The following is a 19,782-nucleotide window of genomic DNA, read 5'->3' as shown; positions in this document are numbered from 1 at the left end:
TCAATTTCCTTTATTTTTATAAGTTATCATTGTGTTTAAAATGTAAAAAAAATATTCTTGATTTGAAATTATTGAGAGGTACAACGAATTAAATTTCAAGGGAATAAGAAATTAAAAGAACACAAATGTTAGAAAATCAGTTATAGGTGGAGCAAGACAAGATGACAATAGTATTTGTTGATGATGATAAAGTACAGCACATGATCAACAGGCGAATTTTAGAAAAAATGAATAGGGGCTTTAAAATGGTTTTTTTTGAAGATCCCTATGATGCATTAGAATGGTTAAGTATCAATTCCACAGATGTAATTCTTTTGGATATAAATATGCCCAAAATGGATGGGTGGGACTTTTTAAAGCGGATGGAAGACCAAGGCATTAATGGAGATGTTAAAATGCTTACTGCATCTATTGATCCAAATGATTTGGATAAAAGCAAAGAATTTAAGCAGATTAGTGGGTTCTTAATTAAACCAATACAAGAACAAAATTTTATGGAACTTTTGACCGATTAAAATTATTGGTTGATTTTGGAAGTCCTTTTAAGCATTTGAATTAAATTTATTAACAATATGGCTGAAAACCTCAAAGGAAATGAAAAAGTGTTTAGTACAAGAATAGATAAATTTTTTGTTGGATTAGAAAGAGCGTTTAATTTTCTAAAGAAATTCTTTGTTGAGGTATGGTTGCCACCTTACGAGTTTAAGGAAGTTATTCGTCAATGTTACCGTATCGGTTATAATTCCTTGCCATTGATTTCTCTGACAGGCTTTATCGTTGGGATAGTTTTCACCAATCAGTCCAGGCCATCACTGTCTGAGTTTGGTGCCACCTCATGGTTACCTGCCTTGATTTCAATTGCTGTTGTTAGGGCCATGGGACCTTTGGTTACAGCTCTTATAGCAGCAGGTAAGGTAGGTTCTAGCATTGGAGCAGAAATTGGGTCTATGAAGGTTACAGAGCAAATAGATGCTATGGAAGTTTCTGCTACTAACCCTTTTAAATTTCTTGTCGTTACCAGGGTTTTGGCAAGTACATTTATGATCCCGGTTTTAGTGCTTTATACCGATTTTTTAGCCCTCATGGGAGCATTTTTAAATGTGAATGTGAATGAGAAGGTTAGTATTAGCACATTCTTTGTACAGGTTTTTGACTCTATCTCATTTCTAGACATTTCATCCTCAATGGTGAAATCGCTGGTATTCGGATTTACTATTGGTATTGTGGGTTGCTACAAAGGGTACAATTCAACCAAAGGAACAGAGGGAGTTGGCAAAGCAGCAAATTCAGCTGTAGTTATGGCCATGTTTTTAATATTTATTGAAGAATTGTTGTCCTTACAGATCACCAATTTCTTTAGGCAGTTATAATATGAAAGATACAGTAATTGAAATAAAAAACCTCTCCAAGTCTTTTGGAGACATGCACGTACTTAAAAATGTCAATTTAGACCTGTACCGTGGTGAAAATTTGGTTGTTTTAGGTAAATCTGGAAGTGGTAAATCAGTTTTGATTAAGATAATGGTTGGTTTACTGACGCAAGACAGTGGTTCAGCCATTGTTTTGGGGCAAGAGGTGAGCCAATTAAAATCGAAAAGGCTCAACGAATTGAGACTGAAAATCGGGTTTTCCTTTCAGGCAAGTGCTTTGTACGACAGTATGACTGTGAGGGAGAATTTGGAGTTTCCACTGGTAAGGAATGTAAAAAACCTCAGCAAAACAGACAAAGATAAATTAGTGGAGGAAGTATTAGAAGGAGTCGGGCTTATCCAAGCCATAAATCAAATGCCTTCGGAATTATCAGGAGGGCAAAGAAAAAGGATAGGGATAGCCAGAACACTTATTCTTAAACCTGCCATTATGCTTTACGATGAACCAACTGCTGGCTTGGATCCGATTACCTGTATGGATATAAACAATCTGATAAATCAGGTTAATGAAGAATATAAAACTACCTCAATCATTATCACTCATGATTTGACATGTGCCAAGGTAACAGGAGACAGAATGGCTGTGCTTTTGGATGGGCATTTTGGTAACACAGGTAAATTTGAAGAGGTATTTGAACATGCCGTTGATGGCAGAGTAAAATCATTTTATGACTATAATTTCATCGAACAATGAGAAATGATAATAAAAGATCTGTAACAGTTGGCATATTTGTGCTAGTTGGGATCGCAATACTGATTGTAGGCATCCTTACCCTTGGAGCACAACAGAAAGCTTTCGTCAAAAGTATCAGGGTCACCTCGGTTTTTGATGATGTGGGAGGTTTACAAACTGGGAATAATGTTTGGTTCTCTGGCGTGAAAATTGGAACAGTAAAGAAAATTAATTTTTATGGAGATTCTCAAGTGGAAATTGAAATGAATATTGAATCTTCCTCTAAGGATTACATAAAGAAGAATTCCAAAGCTACCATTAGCTCTGATGGGCTTATTGGTAATAAAATCATCGTGATATATGGTGGAACAGGTCAAGGACCGTCTATCGAAGACGGTGACAAACTTACCGCTGAGATGCCCTTGGATACGGACAAAATGATGGAAACATTGCAAGTAAACAATAATAACCTCGTATCCATTACGGAGGACTTGAAGATTCTCACGCATAAAATTTCCAGCGGAGAAGGTATAGTTGGGGCTGTTTTGACAGACAGCATGCTGGTTAAAAACTTTAAGTCAATCATGGTAAACTTGGAAAGAACCGCTGTGAATAGCAATAGAATGACTGCTGAGTTGTCTAAATTCTCTAATGAGCTTAACCAAAAGGGAGGATTAGTTGACAATATGTTGAACGACACAACATTGTTTGCGAGTTTAAAAACTACTGCGAAAAGTCTCGAAAATACTTCGGCTGAAGCCAGTGATGCGGCTCAAAATTTCAGTAAAGTCAGCGAAAATCTAAATCAATCAGACAATGCCATCGGTATGCTTTTAAATGATGAGGCATTTGCAAACTACTTGAAAAGTACGATGAGTAGTTTGGATACAGGTGCTGTGCGAATGAACGAAACACTCGAGGCTTTGAGATACCATTGGTTCTTTAGGAGGTCTTTTAGAAAAAGTGATGAAGCACAGGCTGAATCAGAAAAATAATAGCATTTAAAAAAGCGGAACTTGTTTCCGCTTTTTTTATGGCCCCATAATTGATTGGAATACCTTATATTGCTATATTAGATTATATTTAAAATTCGCAATTAATATCCCTTTTATTAATAAACCTACTTATTTTATGACAAAAGATCCGTATAAAATCATAAAGAAACTTCCATCAGCTCAAGGTGATCTTAATTACTGGAGTTTGGAGGAATTACAGAAGCAAGGATATCAAATAAATAAACTCCCTTTTTCGATCAGGGTACTTTTAGAGAATACGCTGAGAAATTTTGATGATTTTGCGATTACAAAAGAAAACATTAAAACACTGCTCAATTGGAAACCGGAGCCTTCAGAAAAAGATATTCCATACAAACCAGCAAGGGTTTTAATGCAGGATTTTACAGGGGTACCTGCGGTGGTAGATATAGCATCTCTTCGCTCTGAAGCTGTTAGAAAAGGTAAAAATCCAGAAAAAATCAACCCTTTAATCCCCGTTGATTTAGTAGTGGATCATTCCGTACAAGTAGATTATTTTGGGACGGAATACGCTTACAAAAAAAATGTAGACGTAGAGTACAAAAGAAATGGTGAACGTTACGAATTTTTAAAGTGGGCTCAAAAATCGTTTGATAACTTCTCTGTAGTTCCTCCGGGAATGGGGATATGCCATCAAGTTAATTTAGAATACCTTGCCCAGGGAGTAATTGCAAGGGATGGAAATGTTTTTCCCGATACTTTGGTAGGAACAGATTCTCATACGCCTATGGTAAATGGGATCGGTGTAGTTGGTTGGGGTGTAGGAGGGATCGAAGCAGAAGCTGCCATATTGGGTCAGCCTATCTACTTCATAATGCCTGAGGTGGTTGGTTTAAGGCTTACTGGCACTTTGCCAATGGGTACTACTGCTACAGATATGGTTTTGACCATTACGGAGCTTCTGAGAAGGCAGAGTGTAGTGGGTAAATTTGTTGAGGTCTTTGGTCCGGGTCTAGATGGTTTATCCGTTCCAGACAGGGCGACCATTTCTAATATGTCTCCAGAGTTTGGTTGTACGGTTACTTATTTTCCTATAGATGATCGGACCCTCGATTATATGGGTAGGACCAATAGGGCTCCCGAGCAAATCAAACTTGTGGAAAATTACGCCAAAGCAAATATGCTTTGGAGAGAAAAAGAGGACGAAATCGATTATTCCTCGGTTGTAGAATTAGACCTTAGTACTGTTGAGCCTACTGTTTCAGGGCCAAAAAGACCACAGGATAAGATTCTTTTGAGAGAGTTTAAAAATAAATTTGGTTCCTTACTTAAGGAGGTCCATGGAAGAGAATACATCCCCATTGAAAAAAGAGAAGTAGGTAGATGGCTTGATGAAGGTGGAGGGAATCAGCCGGTGGAAAGTGGAAAAAAACAGCTAGATCGGGATCTTGAGATAGAAACAAAAGTAAAAAATGGTCTTAAAACCGTAGCTGTAAAATTGAATAATGAAGAGTTCGCACTTTATGATGGTTCGGTCGTTATTGCAGCCATTACTTCCTGTACGAATACTTCAAACCCAAGCGTAATGATAGGGGCAGGCCTTATTGCCCGGAAGGCGAGAGAAAGAGGTATAGATGTTAAGCCCTGGGTAAAGACATCTTTGGCTCCAGGCTCCAAGGTAGTGACGGACTATCTCCAACATGCTGGATTGCTAGAGGATTTAGAAGCCCTGCGCTTCCATGTGGTGGGTTATGGTTGCACAAGTTGTATAGGTAATTCAGGTCCTTTGCCATCCCATATCGCCAAAGCGGTTGAAGAAAATGACCTTATCGTAGCATCAGTATTGTCTGGTAACAGGAATTTTGAAGCAAGAGTACATCCCCAGGTGAAAATGAATTACTTAATGTCACCTATGCTAGTGGTTGCTTTTGCACTTGCTGGTAGGGTGGACGTTGATTTAAATAATGAGCCACTAGGGTATGACCCTAACCTGGAACCGGTTTATTTAAAAGATTTGTGGCCCACCAATGAGGAGATTTTCGAGGTGGCTAACCAGGTACTTTCTCCAGGTGATTATAAAAAAAGTTACGGGGAGATTTTTGAAGGAAATGATCAGTGGCGGGCTTTAAAGGCTCCTGAGGATAAAGTGTACCAATGGTCGGATAATTCTAGTTACATTAAAGAAGCACCGTTTTTTAATGGGATCTCCGAGCAAGTAGATAATCCTAGCGAAATCATTAATGCTCGCGTTTTGCTAAAACTTGGTGACTCAATCACGACAGACCATATTTCGCCAGCGGGTTCTTTTTCTGCCAAATCACCAGCGGGTAAATATTTGCTTGATAAAGGAGTGGAGCAGGTAATGTTTAACTCCTACGGGTCCAGAAGGGGCAATGACGAAGTAATGGTAAGAGGAACATTTGCCAATGTAAGAATTAAGAATCAATTGGCCACACAAGAGGGCGGGTATACTACCCATATGCCTTCCGGAGAAGAAATGACTGTGTTTGATGCCTCGCGTAAATACATCGGCGACAGCGTCCCTTTATTGGTCCTAGCGGGTAAAGAATACGGAAGTGGGTCTTCAAGGGATTGGGCTGCAAAAGGAACCACCCTGTTGGGGATTAAAGGAGTGATTGCCGAAAGTTATGAAAGGATACACAGGTCGAATCTTGTAGGTATGGGAGTTCTGCCTATGCAATTTTCGGAAGGGCAATCTGCCGCTTCATTGGGGCTTACTGGTAAAGAGCAAATTTCTATCGAAGGAATTGAGGAAGGCTTATCTCCTTTGAAGGTTTTGAAAGCCAAAGCTAAAACTGAAGATGGGAGCGAAATAAACTTTGAAGTTATTGCCCGTCTTGATTCTTTAATTGAAATTGAATACTATAAAAATGGAGGGATTCTTCATTATGTGCTTAGGCAATTTCTAAAAGCCTAAAACCTATAAACAAAAAAGGCCAGCGCAGAATTCAAGAATATTGAAAGCGTTGGCCTTTTTAAAAGCATAAAAAAAAGCCTGTTTAAAAAAACAGGCTTTTTTTTGGTGATCCCGCTGGGGTTCGAACCCAGGACCCTAACATTAAAAGTGTTATGCTCTACCAGCTGAGCTACAGAATCGGTAATTAACTCAAAAGTAACTTTTTACCCTTGATACTTTTGAAAATTTTAACATTGTGATCCTGTCAGGACTCGAACCTGAAACCTACTGCTTAGAAGGCAGTTGCTCTATCCAGTTGAGCTACAGGACCTTTTTTTGTTAAAAAGAAACAGGCTTTTCAGCCCGTTTCTCTGTGCTTTTTCAAAAGCTTGTGCAAATGTAAGGTAGTTTTTTCTAATTGCAAACAGTTATTCAAAAATACTTTTCTTTTCTTCAAAATGATTGGTGATCTTTGTAAAAAAAAACGCCCATGGTTCCGGAGCATCTGACGCCCATCGATGATTTTTATATTAAAACATTAAGTGAGATCACACTTAAAAAAGTGCTTTTCTGCAAGCCTGATACTCCAGTCTTCAGGGCAGCTCAAATCATGAGGGATGAGAAATCCAGCTGTTTGTTTGTGGGGAATAACTTAGAGGACATTCATGGAGTAATCACTGACATAACATTGCGTGACAATGTGATGGCAGTAGAAGGATCTTTAGAAAGTCCGATAAAAGAGATCATGGATACCAAATTGGTTTCCATCTCTAAAGATGCATTGGTATATGAAGCGCTATTGCTTATGTTCAGGACCAAAACCCGTTATTTACTGGTAGAAGATGCGGGACATTTTGTAGGGGTTACAAGTAGAAACAAAATATTAACTGTTCAGTCACTTTCGCCTTTCGTGTTTATTCAGTCCGTTAAACAAGCACTTGACGAAGCGGAATTAAAATTAAAATGGGAACAGGTACCTGGCATGGTGGAGCAGATGATCCAAAGGGGAGTAAGATCTGAGATCATAAACCAAGTTATCTCAGCGATAGCTGATATCATTGCCTTGAGGGTAATTGAGCAAGTCATAAAGAAAAAGGGAGAGCCACCTGCCCGCTTTGTTTTCTTTGTATTGGGGAGTGAAGGAAGAAAAGAACAAACCCTCAAAACGGACCAAGACAATGCCATCATTTATGAGGACAAAGCCAATGAGCAAAGGGAATTGGTGCGAAATTATTTTCTTGATTTTGCTAACACGGTTTCGGATCACTTGAATGAGATAGGATTTGATTATTGTAAGGGTGGATTCATGGCCAGCAATTCTAAATGGACCCATTCTTTGTCTCACTGGAAGAAAAATTATGAGACCTGGTTTCAGGAATCATCCATGGAAACTGTTTTGAGTTATGGTACTTTCTTTGATTGTAGGGCCATTTATGGTGATTTTTCTTTATTGGATAACTTGAAATCTTTTATGGACGAGCAATTACATTTTCCCCTTGAAAGGTTTTTCTTTAATATGGCCCAAAATGCACTTCAATATGATACACAGTTGACCTGGTTAAAGAACATTAAAACTTTTAAAGTAGATCAGGAGGAGGTGTTTGACATAAAGCGTGCAATGACGCCAATGGTAAATGCCATGAGACTTTATGCTTTAGCGAATAGGGTTTTTGAAACCAATACTGGAAAAAGGTTACAAATTTTAACTGAGCTTAAAGTTTTTAGCCCTAGAGAATCCAAAGAGTTGTACCAAGCCTATTATTACCTAATGGGGCTTCGCTTGGAAAAGCAGGCAGGAGCAATTATATATGAAGGAAATCCTCCCTTAAACTACATAAAAATAAGTCAACTTACCCAAGTTCAGCTGGTTACAATTAAAGAAATATTTAAAGTAATCAGGGACCTTCAACTAAAACTCAAAATAAAATTCACTAAGTCTTTTTAATTGGGTAATACCCTCCCTTTTTTAAGTAAGTAATTTTACATTCTATGAAATGAGTATTGCTTATTCCTTTCCGGTGAAAAAAACGATTAATTACCTTAGATTGAAGGGGTTTTAGTTTTTGAAAGGCCTAAATACTTTGCAAGTTTTGGCATGAAATACAAGATTTTTATCCTGTGGATTACATGGTTTTAAAAAAGTCATTCTAATGCTGCAGTTGAGATGGAATTATAATAATCAAAGTTAAGAAAGCTTATTTAGCTAAACATTTTGCCAATTGGGTCGTTCCTAGGGGTATCACATTTTTATGGAAAACAAAAACCATTCATTCGGTCAAGCCCCAATAGGTAAGTTATTACTTCAACAAGCACTCCCGGCAGCAGTAGGGATATTGGTTTTGTCTATTTACGGAATCGTAGATACTATTTTTGTGGGGCGATTTGTTAGTTCTCTAGGGATCGCTACTGTAACGGTGGTATTACCCATCTCTTTTCTAATCGCCAGCATAGGAATGTCTATAGGGGTAGGAGGAGCTTCTATTATTTCTCGGGCCTTTGGAGATGCGGATGATGAAAGAGCGTACCATACTTTTGGTAATCAAATCGGCATGACGCTTACTTTGGCACTCTTTTTTGTTGCCATTGGCTATGTTTTTTCTGAGGAAATACTGAAGTTATTTGGAGGTAAAGGGGATGTACTTGAACCGGCTAAAGACTACTTCAATATTATTTTAATTGGAATACCTTTTATGGCTTGGGCCATGATGTGTAACAATGTGATACGGGCGGAAGGCTATCCTAAAGTGGCCATGTATACGTTAATCGTTCCTGCTGTTTTTAATATTATATTGGATCCCATTCTAATCGTATGGTTTGACATGGGCTTAGAAGGGGCAGCTTGGGCCACTACAATCTCTTATATGGCCAGCGCTGGCTATTCTCTATGGTTTTTTATTTTTGGAAAGTCTTCCATGAAAATGAGTATTGGCAGGATCAAACCGAACTTAAAAATTACTAATGAGATTGCTTCCCTTGGTGCTGTTACATTTGCCAGACAGGGTACAGTTAGTGTCTTAGCAATAGTATTAAACAATGAGCTTTTCAAATATGGTGGGGAAATGGGACTGTCTATGTATGGGGTGATTAGTAGGGTGATGATGTTTGCTAATTTTCCTGTTTTGGGTATTACCCAAGGTTTTGTCCCTATAGCAGGCTATAACCACGGTGCTAAACTGCAAAATAGAGTGCACGCGACCATTAGATTGGCCCTTAGGTCATCTACACTTGTGGCTTTTATGATATTTATTCTGATTTTGATCTTTACGGGGCCTTTGGTTTCTGTTTTTACAGCGGATCAAAATTTAATTAGGGCTAGCATACCAGCCATGCGAAAATCCTTTTTAGCCACCCCATTGCTTGCCTTTAGCTTGATAGGGAGCGCCTATTTTCAAGCTGTAGGCAAGGCAAAACCCGCCTTGTTGTTGGCACTAAGCAAACAAGGCATATTCCTTATCCCACTGGTGATAATAATGCCAGCCTTTTTTGGACTAGAAGGTATTTGGTACTCATTTCCTTTAGCCGATACTGGAGCAGCAATCATCTCTTATTTCTATCTAAAAAAAGAAACCAAAGCGCTATAGAATTATTTGGCTGTTTTATGCAAAAAAGAAGCCAACACGGGGTAGTGATCCGAAAGGATGTCAGGGGTCCCTTGGTTCAGTATTTTAGCCTCTAGTAGGGCGGATTCTAGATTTGAACTTACTAAAATATAATCTATTCTGTTCCTGTATTTTTCAAAATCCGACTTAGAGATGTCTTGTCCTACCATTGGTGTTGGAAATGTTTTTTTCTCCCCAGCAGCAATTTTTTTCTGAATGGTGTCGATCAATGGGAGGGAAAGAAATCTTGAAATCACACTGTAATCTATTGTACCATCTCTTAACGTTTGGTATGCATTTGGTCCATTCTGAACCCTTCTTAAACTGTCTGAAAGCTGATTTCTTTTTAAGGAAAAAGGGTTTTCATTGTCGAATTTCCAATCAAAAGGGGAGTGGGAATTAAAGTCTCCGAGAATCATCAATTGTTTATTAGGAGTATTCAAAATGGCTTTTTCAGCATATTCGCAGATCATTTCAGCCTCTCTCCTTCTAAATTCCCAGTCATGTGGGCTTAAGTGGACTGCGATAAAATCAATTCCAAAAGTTTCTGCATGTAGCATTCCATGCCAAAGTCCACCTTGCATTTTTGTTTTTAAATGGATGGGTTCTTTTGAGGTAATGCCTATTGGGTAGCCATGTTCTTTTAGCAATACAGAATAGCCATGACCAAATTCATTTGCCCATATTTTTAAATCTTCAGCTGTAAAATCGTTGAGTTCTTGAAAACCAATAACATCTGGATTTACTTCTTTTAGCCATGCTGTCATTTTTTGTTTTCTCTCGAGGTCATTGCCCCAGTCAAAACCATTCCAGATATTGTAACTAAGGACTTTAAGCGTGTCAGATTGTGCGAAAAGCGAATGAGATAATAGGCAGAAAAATAATAAAGGGAGTAGCTTGAATATATTTTTGTGCATCTGAACTATATTTTTGTTATGAATTAAAAGCTTATTTTTTTAGAGAAAAGACTAATATTCAGGATGGAATTCAGGTTTAAATGGCGTTTTAAATTTAAGTAAAAAAACCATTTAATTTCCAATATCCAAATTTCCTATTTTAGCTTTCAATTTTGAGTTTTAAAGTTCTTTTTCTAGTATGGGTTTCAATTAGTAAAAATCAAGGTCAAAGTAATACGGATTAGCCATCCAATGGAAAACAAGCTATCACTTTATTTGGTAAAATATTTTTCTCTTAGATTCATAAAGTAGACATTTTTGTTTAGTAATTTGTGGACTTTTATAAATAACAATGTATTGCTGGCAAATTATGATTTTATATAGCACATATATATGATGGCAAGCTTTAAAATTACATTAATCTATGTTTTAGCAGGGATTATCTGGATTGTTTGGAGCAATGAATTTGCTGAATACTTTTTTGCTAATTATTCTAAGGATTCCATCGATTTTATTAAGTCCATAGATGGTGTAGTGTTTGTATTGATTACGGGGGCCTTGCTGTATTTTCTGATCCAAAGACAATACAAATACTTGGGAGATAAGGTACAGGAGCTTGAAAAAGTCAATCAAACCCTCGAAGAAGAGCGTGTACAATCTGACAATGCCAAAAAACAATTGGACCAATTTATTCTAGTTGCTTCATTTGATTTAGCTGATCCTGTCAGACAAAGCCATGGGTTTTTAGAGCTTTTTATTCGAAAAAATAAAGATAAGTTGCCCCAAAACTCCATAGACTTTCTGCAACTCACTTTGGATAATTTCTTGAAGATTAAGGCAGTTTTAAGTGACCTTGTGACATTTTCCCAACTCTCTGAAAATCCTCACAAACAGGAATTGGTAAACATGGAAGAGGTTTTTGAAAAAGTTGTTCACCTAAATTCCAAAAAGATAAAGGAAGGAAGTCTGGAATTAAAAATTGAACCATTACTTGAGGTGATGGGGGATTTCAAGCAGCTTATACAATTGTTTGACCAATTGATAGCTAACGCCATCAAGTTTAAAGACGCTACAAGACCTTTGAATATTGAAATATCTTCTACAGTATCGGATGAGTTTTGTACCTTAGAGGTGAAAGATAATGGCCGCGGAATACCCCCTGAAAATCTTGAAAGTGTTTTTTATATCCTCAAACGGTATGATTATGGATTTGTTAAACGCGGATCTGGCATGGGGCTGGCTATCTGCAAAAAGATAGTGGAGGGCTCAGGTGGGAAAATATGGGTTGAGTCTACATTGGGATCGGGTAGTGTGTTTTATGTGCAGCTGAAAAAGAAATAGTGTCTAGGTTTTTACAGCATTAAACTTACTTGTGTATTTGCATTATTTCACCAACATTTTTACTTCAAACCCAATTTTTATCTTTAAAGTCATTGCATTTCCTTGATATTAAAATTAATTTGTATTCTTATAAATAAAATGACAAAATTTATAAATATTCAATTGCCCTGTGTAAGGAGATAAAAAAAATGTACTTTTGATTTTGGTCCTAGAAAGGGTTTTTTCTAAATCAGAGGCTTTGCTTCAGGTTTGCTTTATTGATTTTTCTAAAGTGACCCATTAATTTTAGATATGGATAGGTTAAATATACTTTTGGTTGAAGACAATGAGGGAGATATCTTCTTGATTTCAGAAGCGCTGGAAGAATTGAACTTACCATTGCAAATTAGCTTCGCAAAGGACGGTAGAGCAGCAATAGAGTTTTTAAATACTTGTCAAAAGTTTGGTAGTAATCCAACGCCAGATTTGGTATTATTGGACATTAACCTGCCTTTTAAAAATGGATTGGAGGTGCTCAAATTTATAAAAGAGTCTGATAGTTTGCGGCGATTACCTGTAATTATGCTAACCACCTCCTCTAATCAAAAAGACATTAACGATTCATATACAAATCACGCCAATAGCTATATTGTAAAGCCATTTGGGTCTGGGGGTTATCATGAAATCCTCCATAGGGTCCAACTTTTTTGGCTATCACTTGTAGAATTGCCTTCCAAAATATAAATAAATGAGTGCTGAAGTTGAAGCGTTGAGAATTTTAATAATTGAAGACAATGAGGGAGACTTTGTTTTGGTCTCCGAATCTATTGATGAGAAATTTCCCTTTGCAACAATCGATTGGGCAAAATCGTACAAATCTGCCGTAGAAACCATTCCCAACGGTTACGATATCATTTTACTTGACCTAAGTTTAGGTGATATGAGTGGAGAAAGCCTAATAAAGGGTATTAAAAAGAAAGCTTCCAAGATTCCTATTGTGGTCTTGACAGGGTATTCTAATAAAGAATTTGCTGTGAAAACCATCGGGTTGGGCATGTCTGATTATTTAATCAAGGATGAATTGCAACCTGAAATTTTATTTAAAAGCATTACTTACAGTATTGAAAGGAAAAAGGTATTTAACAAACTAGAAGAATCAGAACTTAGGTACAAAGAACTTTTTCAATTTAATCCCATGCCGATGTGGGTGATGGATCAGAATAACAATACCTTTTTAAATGCAAATGATGCTGCAGTAATGAACTACGGTTTTTCTTTAGAAGAATTTCTGCAGATGACCATAACTGATGTTCAGATTGAAAATATTAATTCAATTGGTGAGTATTCAAAAGTAGAGAGCGGGGATTTTCAGAGCGAAGATGCTGCAGGTACCTTCCTCCATAAAAAGAAGAATGGAGAAATTATTACTGTAGAGACAAGTTTTAATACCATTAATTACAATGGAAAAAAAATGAAATTAATCTTGGCCATTGATGTGACCCACAAGCATGCCCATTTAAAAACCATAGAAAAGCAAAATGGGCGATTAAAAGAAATATCTTGGGTACAATCACACGTGGTACGTGCCCCTCTTGCAAGGCTTATGGGTCTGGTACACCTACTTGAGGTGATGATAGGGAAACTGACTGATGATCAGAGGGACGTATTAAACCATATTAACAATTCAGCAGTTGAACTGGATGATGTGATTAGAGATATCAATAACAAAGCTAAAAAAGTCGAAAATATTGACTCTTAACGCACTTTTTATATTTTTTTTGTGAACACATAGTCATCCATTATAAAGTCATTTCCTATGGGGATTATTTCAGCTTTGATTTTTGCAAAACCCCACTTTTCATAAAACTTTATAGCAGGAGAATTGTACTTGTTTACATTCAAGGTTAATGTTTCAAATCCATTGGACCTACCATAGTCTTCTAGATTATTTAGTAAACCTTTACCTACACCTTTGCCTTGAGCAGCAGGAAGAATATATAATTTATGGATTTTAATTTGGGGAAGATCAGGTAATTGGGATTCGTAAGCCATAAACCCTAAAGATTGCTTTTCAATTTGGGCAAGCCAGAAAACAATTTTACCTTTTTCTATTTGGGAGGTCAGTTCTTGGCTATTGTACATCAATCTCATCATGTAAGCCAACTGAGGTTGACTTAAAATACCATCAAATGCTACTGGCCAAGTAGTTTTGGCAATGCTTTGAATTTCTGGGACATCTTGAACAGTCGCTTTGTTGATTTTTAGCATTTTTATTTTTAGCTGATGAATGACTATTATAATCTGAGACCTAAATCTGCATTAATATTTATATATAACAAAAGATAAAGATACTAGCACCAAACGGCTGATGACTTGATCCTTTTTTAGAATAATAGCAGGGGCTTTGATAAGAAAATCCCTCCTGAAAATGTTTCAGGAGGGATTTCGTTCATTTGATATAGATATTTCTTTTAATAAGTTATAGGTTAAAGCCTCTCAATTTTACCTGTGTCAGCTTTCTTTTGGTATCAAGAGGGAAGTCGCCTTTCATCATCCAGTCATAATATCCTGGTTCTTCTTTAAGCACTTGTGCAATTGGTTTCCCTTTCTGTTTTCCAAAGTTAAAGCATTCTTCTCCTTTATCATTAAAAACAAACCGACCAGCTAAGTCGACCATTTTTTCATTGATCAGATTATGGATCTTTTTCATGTCATTCTCCATAATTCCAATCTTATTGCCTTGAAGATCTTCAAGTTCTTGGCCCATGTATCTTTCGATTTGAGACTTGAAAACTTCGTAAGTGGCAACGGTATCAGCCTCTGCACTGTGAGCATTTTCTAAAGTCTTCCCGCAGTAGAATTTATAAGCAGAAGAAAGGTTTCTTTTTTCCATCATAAAAAAGATTTTCTGGGCGTCTAAAAGATTCCTTTTTTCAATGTCAAAATCTATTCCTGCCCTTAAAAACTCCTCAACCAATAAGGGAATGTCATATTTTAAGACATTAAACCCAGCAAGGTCAGTACCCTCAAAAAACCGGAACAATTCCCTTGCCACATCTTTAAAGGTAGGAGCGTCTACCACATCCTTGTCATAAATACCGTGTATAAGTGATGTTTCTAAGGGGATCGGTACGGTAGGATTGATTTTTAAAGTTTTTAATTCCTGTGTTGAATCAGGAAGTATTTTTAAAATTGAAATTTCAACAATTCTATCCGTAGAAATGTTAATTCCTGTAGCTTCAAGATCAAAAAATGCAATGGGAGTTTTGATATTCAAATCCATTTTATTCGTTTAATTTAGTAACGTGAAAAATTATTTTAATTAAAAATTATCGGGAAAATCACTGCATTAGGCAGCAATCGAATGCAATCTAAATTTTAATTCTCCTTGGGTAATTATTAGGTGCAAATATAGTGATTTTTTAAGCATTTAGATTTCTAGATTTTAATTGTTGTTTATTTAGGCCTCCGTTTTTAAGTTGACCTAATTTTTATAAATAATTATTTTTAAGTGATCTAACGCTTTGACCGTCAAATCATCCAAGTATTTTTAAAGAAAAGCTCTTTTGTTTGTTCTTTTAGTGATCAGCCAGAAATCTATTCGGTTATTGCTTTTTTACAGGATTTCTATGAATAACGAAATCTTTGGAATTTAAGGTGTCTGTGAGCATTACTTTATGTGTTAATGGCCATAACCTGAATTATGCAATAGACATCTATAACTTGTTGATCCCTCGCGGCGGACAATATTCGCCACTTCGTTGCAGTTTCCAATCTCACCTTAGCCATGTTATTCTAAAATCTCCAAACAGCCTGATTTTCTTTCCATTGATGCACTTTACGGAAACACGGGACTGGTTTCACGGATCCCATTACATAATCTGAGTCAAAGATTTTTGTTTTTAATAGGGTGCTAAAACTTAAGTATGGCTGGAGGAATTCACGCATCTATTATAGATTGCTTGAGGATTCGATTGTGCATAGTGGGAGGAAGTCATTCGGGGTCAGTTGAACTTCATATCAAAAAACTTACTTATATCATTATAGAATAAGCATTAAGGTTTCTATGGAGCAGCTGATTAGCAAACTAGCAGCAATTAATTTTTGGGAATTTTGATAAAAAATAAATACCTATACGCTTAATTGCTTGTATAAGTAGGCTTTAGAGAAATGTGGATAAGTTAGTGTATAAAATGTTTAAAACCTTTGATTTTAATAGGGTACTTTTGTTTATATGTCAGACAATAATAGCAATAGATCAGAGCGCAAAGTAAGCAATAGAAGGCGACCAAATGAATCGTTTTCTGCTTTGGGGAAATTGCCACCTCAAGCCATTGATATGGAAGAGGCGGTATTAGGTGCCTTAATGCTTGAAAAGGATGCCCTGACTACTGTAGTTGACATATTGTCTCCGGGCAGTTTCTACAAGGATGCTCATAGTTTGATCTTTGAGGCAATTCTTGATCTTTTTAATGCTGGAGAACCGGTAGATTTACTTACTGTTGTCAACCAGCTTAGGAAAAATGGGAGTTTGGAGTTGGCTGGAGGTGTTATTTTCATCACTGAGCTCACCTCGAAAGTCTCTTCTGCTTCCAATATTGAATACCATGCCAGGGTCATCACTGAACAGGCGATGAAGCGTGATATGATTAAAATTTCTTCGGAAATTCAAAAAGAAGCCTTTGAAGACACGACTGATGTTTTCGAATTATTGGACAAGATGGAGCAGTCTCTTTTTGAGATCTCTGAAAGCAATATAAAGAAAAACTATGTCGATATGCGTTCAATTATGCGTGAAGCCATAGTGGAGTTGGAAGGTAAAAAGGGGCAAAAAGATGGGCTTACTGGTGTTCCTTCAGGATTTACGGCACTGGACAGGGTAACCTCAGGATGGCAAAAATCTGATCTGGTGATTATAGCCGCCAGACCTGCAATGGGTAAAACAGCCTTTGTGCTTTCAGTACTCCGTAATGCTGCGGTAGACCATGACAGACCAGTAGCCATATTCTCCCTTGAAATGTCGGCCATTCAGCTCGTCAATCGATTGATTAGTTCGGAAGCTGAATTGGATTCTGAAAAAATAAAGAAAGGAAATCTTGCCGATTATGAATGGCAACAATTAATACATAAAACAGGTAAGCTCACATCTGCACCATTTTTTGTGGATGATACACCCGCTTTATCCATTCTGGAATTAAGGGCCAAATGTCGTAGACTAAAGGCTCAGAATGACATTCAGATGATTGTAATTGATTATCTTCAATTGATGTCGGGTGACAGTAAAGGAGGAGGGGGAAACCGTGAGCAAGAAATTTCAAGTATTTCCAGGGCTTTGAAGCAGATTGCAAAAGAGTTGAGTGTTCCTGTAATTGCACTTTCCCAGTTGTCAAGGGCAGTAGAAACAAGGGGGGGCGATAAAAGGCCTCAATTATCCGATTTGAGGGAATCTGGAGCCATAGAGCAAGATGCCGATATTGTTATGTTCTTGTACCGTCCAGAATATTATGGCATTACAGAAGATGAAGATGGGAACAATACTGCAGGTGTTGGAGAGGTGATTATTGCCAAACATAGAAATGGCTCCCTTGAAAATGTTAAGCTGAGGTTTATTGGTAAATACACCAAATTCACTGATTTGGAGATGAATGTCCCTTACCAACAGCCTCAAGAAGCGCTTTATGGCAGCCGTTTTCCAAGCAATGCCACCGGAAAAGGTTTTGATGAAGAAGGAATGGTTAGGATGGGAAGCAAGGCAAATGGTGATCAGGGAGGAGAAAATCCTTTTCCAGGCGGAAATGAACCAGCACCATTTTAACTGATTGTGCCAAGGGAAATTCTTAAGGTGGATTTTATAGCGTTTAATGTAAAGTAAAAAGATTTAATCATTTTCAAATTGAAAATTTAGATAAGCATTTTCCAATTCCTTTTTAGCATGCAAATTGTTTTGAGTTTTGGCTAATGCTATGCCTTCAGTAAAGATTTTGTCCGTTTTTTGCAAATGTTCCTCATTTGCAAAAAACAAAGCAGCATGATAATAAGTAGGGAGATAGTCTTTATGTTCTATTAATAGTTTGTTAAAATAAAAAGAAGCCTTTTCTTTGTCTTGATTTTGGTATTCCAAAGCCAAAGCATAAAGGTTAAAAGGGTCATTGGGTTCTTTTTCTATGTAATTTAAGAGTTCTTTTACCCTGTCAAGATGTTTCATGCTCGTGGAATTAATTTGCTTAATCGTTTTATTTTAATGACAAATTTAAATAAAAATTCATGAAAATATTGGTTTGTATCACACATGTACCTGATACCACTTCAAAGATTCAATTTACAGATAACAATACCCAGTTTGATAAAAATGGAGTCCAATTCATTATAGGGCCATATGATGATTATGCCTTGGCGAGAGCTGTAGAATTGAAAGCAGAAAGCAATGGAAGTATCACTGTTCTTAATGTAGGAGAAGCGGAAACGGAGCCAACTCTTCGCAAAGCCTTGGCTATCGGAGCTGATGAGGCTGTTAGAATAAATGCATTTCCCAAGGATGCCCATTTTGTGGCCAAACAAATTGCCACTTTTTCAAAAGAAAATGGTTTTGATTTAATTCTTATGGGGAGAGAATCCATTGACTTTAATGGAGGAATGGTTCACGGTATGGTAGGTGAATTACTAGGTATTCCCTCCTTATCACCTGTTATGAAATTAGAGATCGAAGGAGGTAAAGGTAAACTTTCTAGGGAAATTGAGGGTGGAAAAGAATTTATCGAGGTAGATTTACCTTTCGTTGCTGGTTGTCAAGAGCCTATTGCGGAATGGAAAATTCCTAATATGCGTGGAATAATGTCAGCCAGGACAAAACCACTTACCGTAAAAGATCCTGTGGACGATTCGGCTACAACAGCTGTGAAATCCTATGAGCTGCCACCTGCAAAAGGAGCTGTTAAGCTTGTTGACAATGTGGATCAACTGGTAGATTTATTGAAAAACGACGCCAAAATTCTTTAAACCAAATTAGCATGTCAATATTAGTATATATAGAACAAGATCAAGGCAAAATTAAAACTTCCTCTTTGGAGGCTGTATCCTATGCTGCAGGACTTGCTCAATTACAAGAGGTAAAGGTCAATGTTATAGGGCTGGGGTCTATAGCAAGTGAAGGCTGGGATCAGGTTGGTCTTGCTGGAGCCAATGCCATCTTTCATTTAGAAGACAAACGTTTGGACCAAGGGGTAATTCAAGCCCATGCCGATGCTATCGCACAGGTGTTTGATAAAGTCGCCGCATCCACACTTGTTTTGGCTAAATCTTCCTTAGGAGATGCTGTTGCTGCAAGGTTGGCGATAAAACTTGATGCAGGACTTGTGTCCAACGTGGTCGGCTTACCTGATTTGAGCAATGGGTTTGTGGTAAAACGAAGTATTTTCACTGGGAAGGCTTTTGCAGAAACTACCATAAGCGCTGAAAAGAAGATCTTAGCTGTCAAAAAGAATATTCACCCAATCAAGACGGATGGTGAAGTGATAGATGTTGAACCCTTGGATTTGACCATTTCAGATGAAAAGTTTACAGCCAAAATAACCGGGGCGGAAAAAGCAGAAGGTGAAATTTTATTACCGGAAGCAGATATAGTTGTATCTGGAGGAAGAGGCCTTAAAGGATCTGAAAATTGGAATATGATTGAAGAACTTGCCGACAGTTTACATGCTGCGAAGGGATGCTCTAAACCCGTCTCTGATTTAGGCTGGCGCCCACATCATGAACATGTAGGACAAACCGGTGTAAAAGTGGCACCTACCTTGTATATTGCCATAGGGATATCAGGTGCTATACAACACCTTGCAGGAGTAAATGCTTCGAAGTATATTGTAGTCATAAATAATGATCCGGATGCACCTTTCTTTAAGGCAGCAGATTATGGGATTGTAGGTGATGCTTTTGATGTGGTCCCTAAATTGACACAAGCAATTAAAGCATTAAAATAA

General features: G+C 37.3%; 17 protein-coding genes and 2 tRNA genes. 13 read left to right on the top strand and 6 right to left on the bottom strand.

Translation table 11 applies throughout. The features are described from left to right. Positions 1–146 precede the first annotated feature (146 nt). The 5 genes from AAC073_RS04305 to AAC073_RS04285 all read left to right on the top strand — a co-directional run bounded on the left by AAC073_RS04305 (position 147) and on the right by AAC073_RS04285 (position 6,015). Positions 147–515 (top strand): response regulator, encoded by a 369-nt coding sequence (locus AAC073_RS04305; protein ID WP_339922612.1) that lies wholly within the window; start codon positions 147–149, stop codon positions 513–515. A 57-nt stretch (positions 516–572) separates the two neighbouring features. Then, positions 573–1,370 (top strand): ABC transporter permease, encoded by a 798-nt coding sequence (locus AAC073_RS04300; protein ID WP_339922611.1) that lies wholly within the window; start codon positions 573–575, stop codon positions 1,368–1,370. Position 1,371: 1 nt separating this feature from the next. Further along, a complete protein-coding gene (locus AAC073_RS04295) occupies positions 1,372–2,124 on the top strand; it encodes an ATP-binding cassette domain-containing protein (protein WP_339922610.1) in 753 nt (250 codons plus the stop codon). Continuing rightward, the gene (locus AAC073_RS04290) at positions 2,121–3,098 is read left to right on the top strand and encodes an MlaD family protein (protein ID WP_339922609.1); all 978 of its coding nucleotides are present in this window, start codon (positions 2,121–2,123) and stop codon (positions 3,096–3,098) included. Before AAC073_RS04295 ends, AAC073_RS04290 begins: the two co-directional genes overlap by 4 nt. 136 nt (positions 3,099–3,234) lie before the next feature. Next, on the top strand, positions 3,235–6,015 hold the full coding sequence (locus AAC073_RS04285) for an aconitate hydratase (RefSeq protein ID WP_339922608.1): 2,781 nt from the start codon (positions 3,235–3,237) through the stop codon (positions 6,013–6,015). Positions 6,016–6,118: 103 nt separating this feature from the next. Here the strand turns inward: AAC073_RS04285 and AAC073_RS04280 are convergent. Both AAC073_RS04280 and AAC073_RS04275 read right to left on the bottom strand, forming a co-directional pair. After that, positions 6,119–6,194: transfer RNA gene (locus AAC073_RS04280), tRNA-Lys, on the bottom strand. Between the two features lie 57 nt (positions 6,195–6,251). After that, positions 6,252–6,325, bottom strand: a tRNA-Arg gene (locus AAC073_RS04275). A 159-nt stretch (positions 6,326–6,484) separates the two neighbouring features. Here AAC073_RS04275 and AAC073_RS04270 point away from each other — a divergent pair. After that, positions 6,485–7,939: a DUF294 nucleotidyltransferase-like domain-containing protein gene (locus AAC073_RS04270; RefSeq protein WP_339922607.1), complete on the top strand. Its 1,455-nt coding sequence runs from the start codon at positions 6,485–6,487 to the stop codon at positions 7,937–7,939. A 304-nt stretch (positions 7,940–8,243) separates the two neighbouring features. Beyond that, on the top strand, positions 8,244–9,575 hold the full coding sequence (locus tag AAC073_RS04265) for an MATE family efflux transporter (protein ID WP_339922606.1): 1,332 nt from the start codon (positions 8,244–8,246) through the stop codon (positions 9,573–9,575). A 2-nt stretch (positions 9,576–9,577) separates the two neighbouring features. Here AAC073_RS04265 and AAC073_RS04260 read toward each other — a convergent pair whose 3' ends face one another. Next, the gene (locus tag AAC073_RS04260; RefSeq protein ID WP_339922605.1) at positions 9,578–10,510 is read right to left on the bottom strand and encodes an endonuclease/exonuclease/phosphatase family protein; all 933 of its coding nucleotides are present in this window, start codon (positions 10,508–10,510) and stop codon (positions 9,578–9,580) included. Between the two features lie 372 nt (positions 10,511–10,882). Between AAC073_RS04260 and AAC073_RS04255 the strand changes: the two genes are divergently transcribed. From AAC073_RS04255 to AAC073_RS04245, 3 genes are all read left to right on the top strand, one after another. Next, the gene (locus AAC073_RS04255) at positions 10,883–11,830 is read left to right on the top strand and encodes an ATP-binding protein (protein ID WP_339922604.1); all 948 of its coding nucleotides are present in this window, start codon (positions 10,883–10,885) and stop codon (positions 11,828–11,830) included. A 291-nt stretch (positions 11,831–12,121) separates the two neighbouring features. Next, positions 12,122–12,553, top strand: a complete 432-nt coding sequence (locus AAC073_RS04250; protein ID WP_339922603.1) for a response regulator — start codon at positions 12,122–12,124, stop codon at positions 12,551–12,553. Between the two features lie 4 nt (positions 12,554–12,557). Further along, positions 12,558–13,568 (top strand): response regulator, encoded by a 1,011-nt coding sequence (locus AAC073_RS04245; protein ID WP_339922602.1) that lies wholly within the window; start codon positions 12,558–12,560, stop codon positions 13,566–13,568. Between the two features lie 8 nt (positions 13,569–13,576). Here AAC073_RS04245 and AAC073_RS04240 read toward each other — a convergent pair whose 3' ends face one another. Both AAC073_RS04240 and AAC073_RS04235 read right to left on the bottom strand, forming a co-directional pair. Further along, positions 13,577–14,077 (bottom strand): GNAT family N-acetyltransferase, encoded by a 501-nt coding sequence (locus tag AAC073_RS04240; protein ID WP_339922601.1) that lies wholly within the window; start codon positions 14,075–14,077, stop codon positions 13,577–13,579. Positions 14,078–14,288: 211 nt separating this feature from the next. After that, the gene (locus AAC073_RS04235; RefSeq protein ID WP_339922600.1) at positions 14,289–15,092 is read right to left on the bottom strand and encodes an exonuclease domain-containing protein; all 804 of its coding nucleotides are present in this window, start codon (positions 15,090–15,092) and stop codon (positions 14,289–14,291) included. A gap of 951 nt (positions 15,093–16,043) precedes the next feature. On the opposite strand from AAC073_RS04235, the gene dnaB reads away from it, so the two are divergent. Then, entirely contained in the window at positions 16,044–17,624 is a 1,581-nt protein-coding gene (gene dnaB / locus AAC073_RS04230; RefSeq protein ID WP_339922599.1) for a replicative DNA helicase, read from the top strand. A gap of 63 nt (positions 17,625–17,687) precedes the next feature. Here dnaB and AAC073_RS04225 read toward each other — a convergent pair whose 3' ends face one another. Next, positions 17,688–18,014 carry a tetratricopeptide repeat protein gene (locus AAC073_RS04225; RefSeq protein ID WP_339922598.1) on the bottom strand — a complete coding sequence of 109 codons (327 nt, stop codon included), beginning with the start codon at positions 18,012–18,014 and terminating at the stop codon, positions 17,688–17,690. A gap of 59 nt (positions 18,015–18,073) precedes the next feature. Between AAC073_RS04225 and AAC073_RS04220 the strand changes: the two genes are divergently transcribed. Both AAC073_RS04220 and AAC073_RS04215 read left to right on the top strand, forming a co-directional pair. Continuing rightward, positions 18,074–18,805 carry an electron transfer flavoprotein subunit beta/FixA family protein gene (locus tag AAC073_RS04220; RefSeq protein ID WP_339922597.1) on the top strand — a complete coding sequence of 244 codons (732 nt, stop codon included), beginning with the start codon at positions 18,074–18,076 and terminating at the stop codon, positions 18,803–18,805. An 11-nt stretch (positions 18,806–18,816) separates the two neighbouring features. Next, positions 18,817–19,782, top strand: a complete 966-nt coding sequence (locus tag AAC073_RS04215; protein WP_339922596.1) for an electron transfer flavoprotein subunit alpha/FixB family protein — start codon at positions 18,817–18,819, stop codon at positions 19,780–19,782.

This window comes from uncultured Cyclobacterium sp. (assembly GCF_963977555.1).
GTDB lineage: Bacteria > Bacteroidota > Bacteroidia > Cytophagales > Cyclobacteriaceae > Cyclobacterium.
This window is presented reverse-complemented; position numbering and strand designations above follow the sequence as displayed.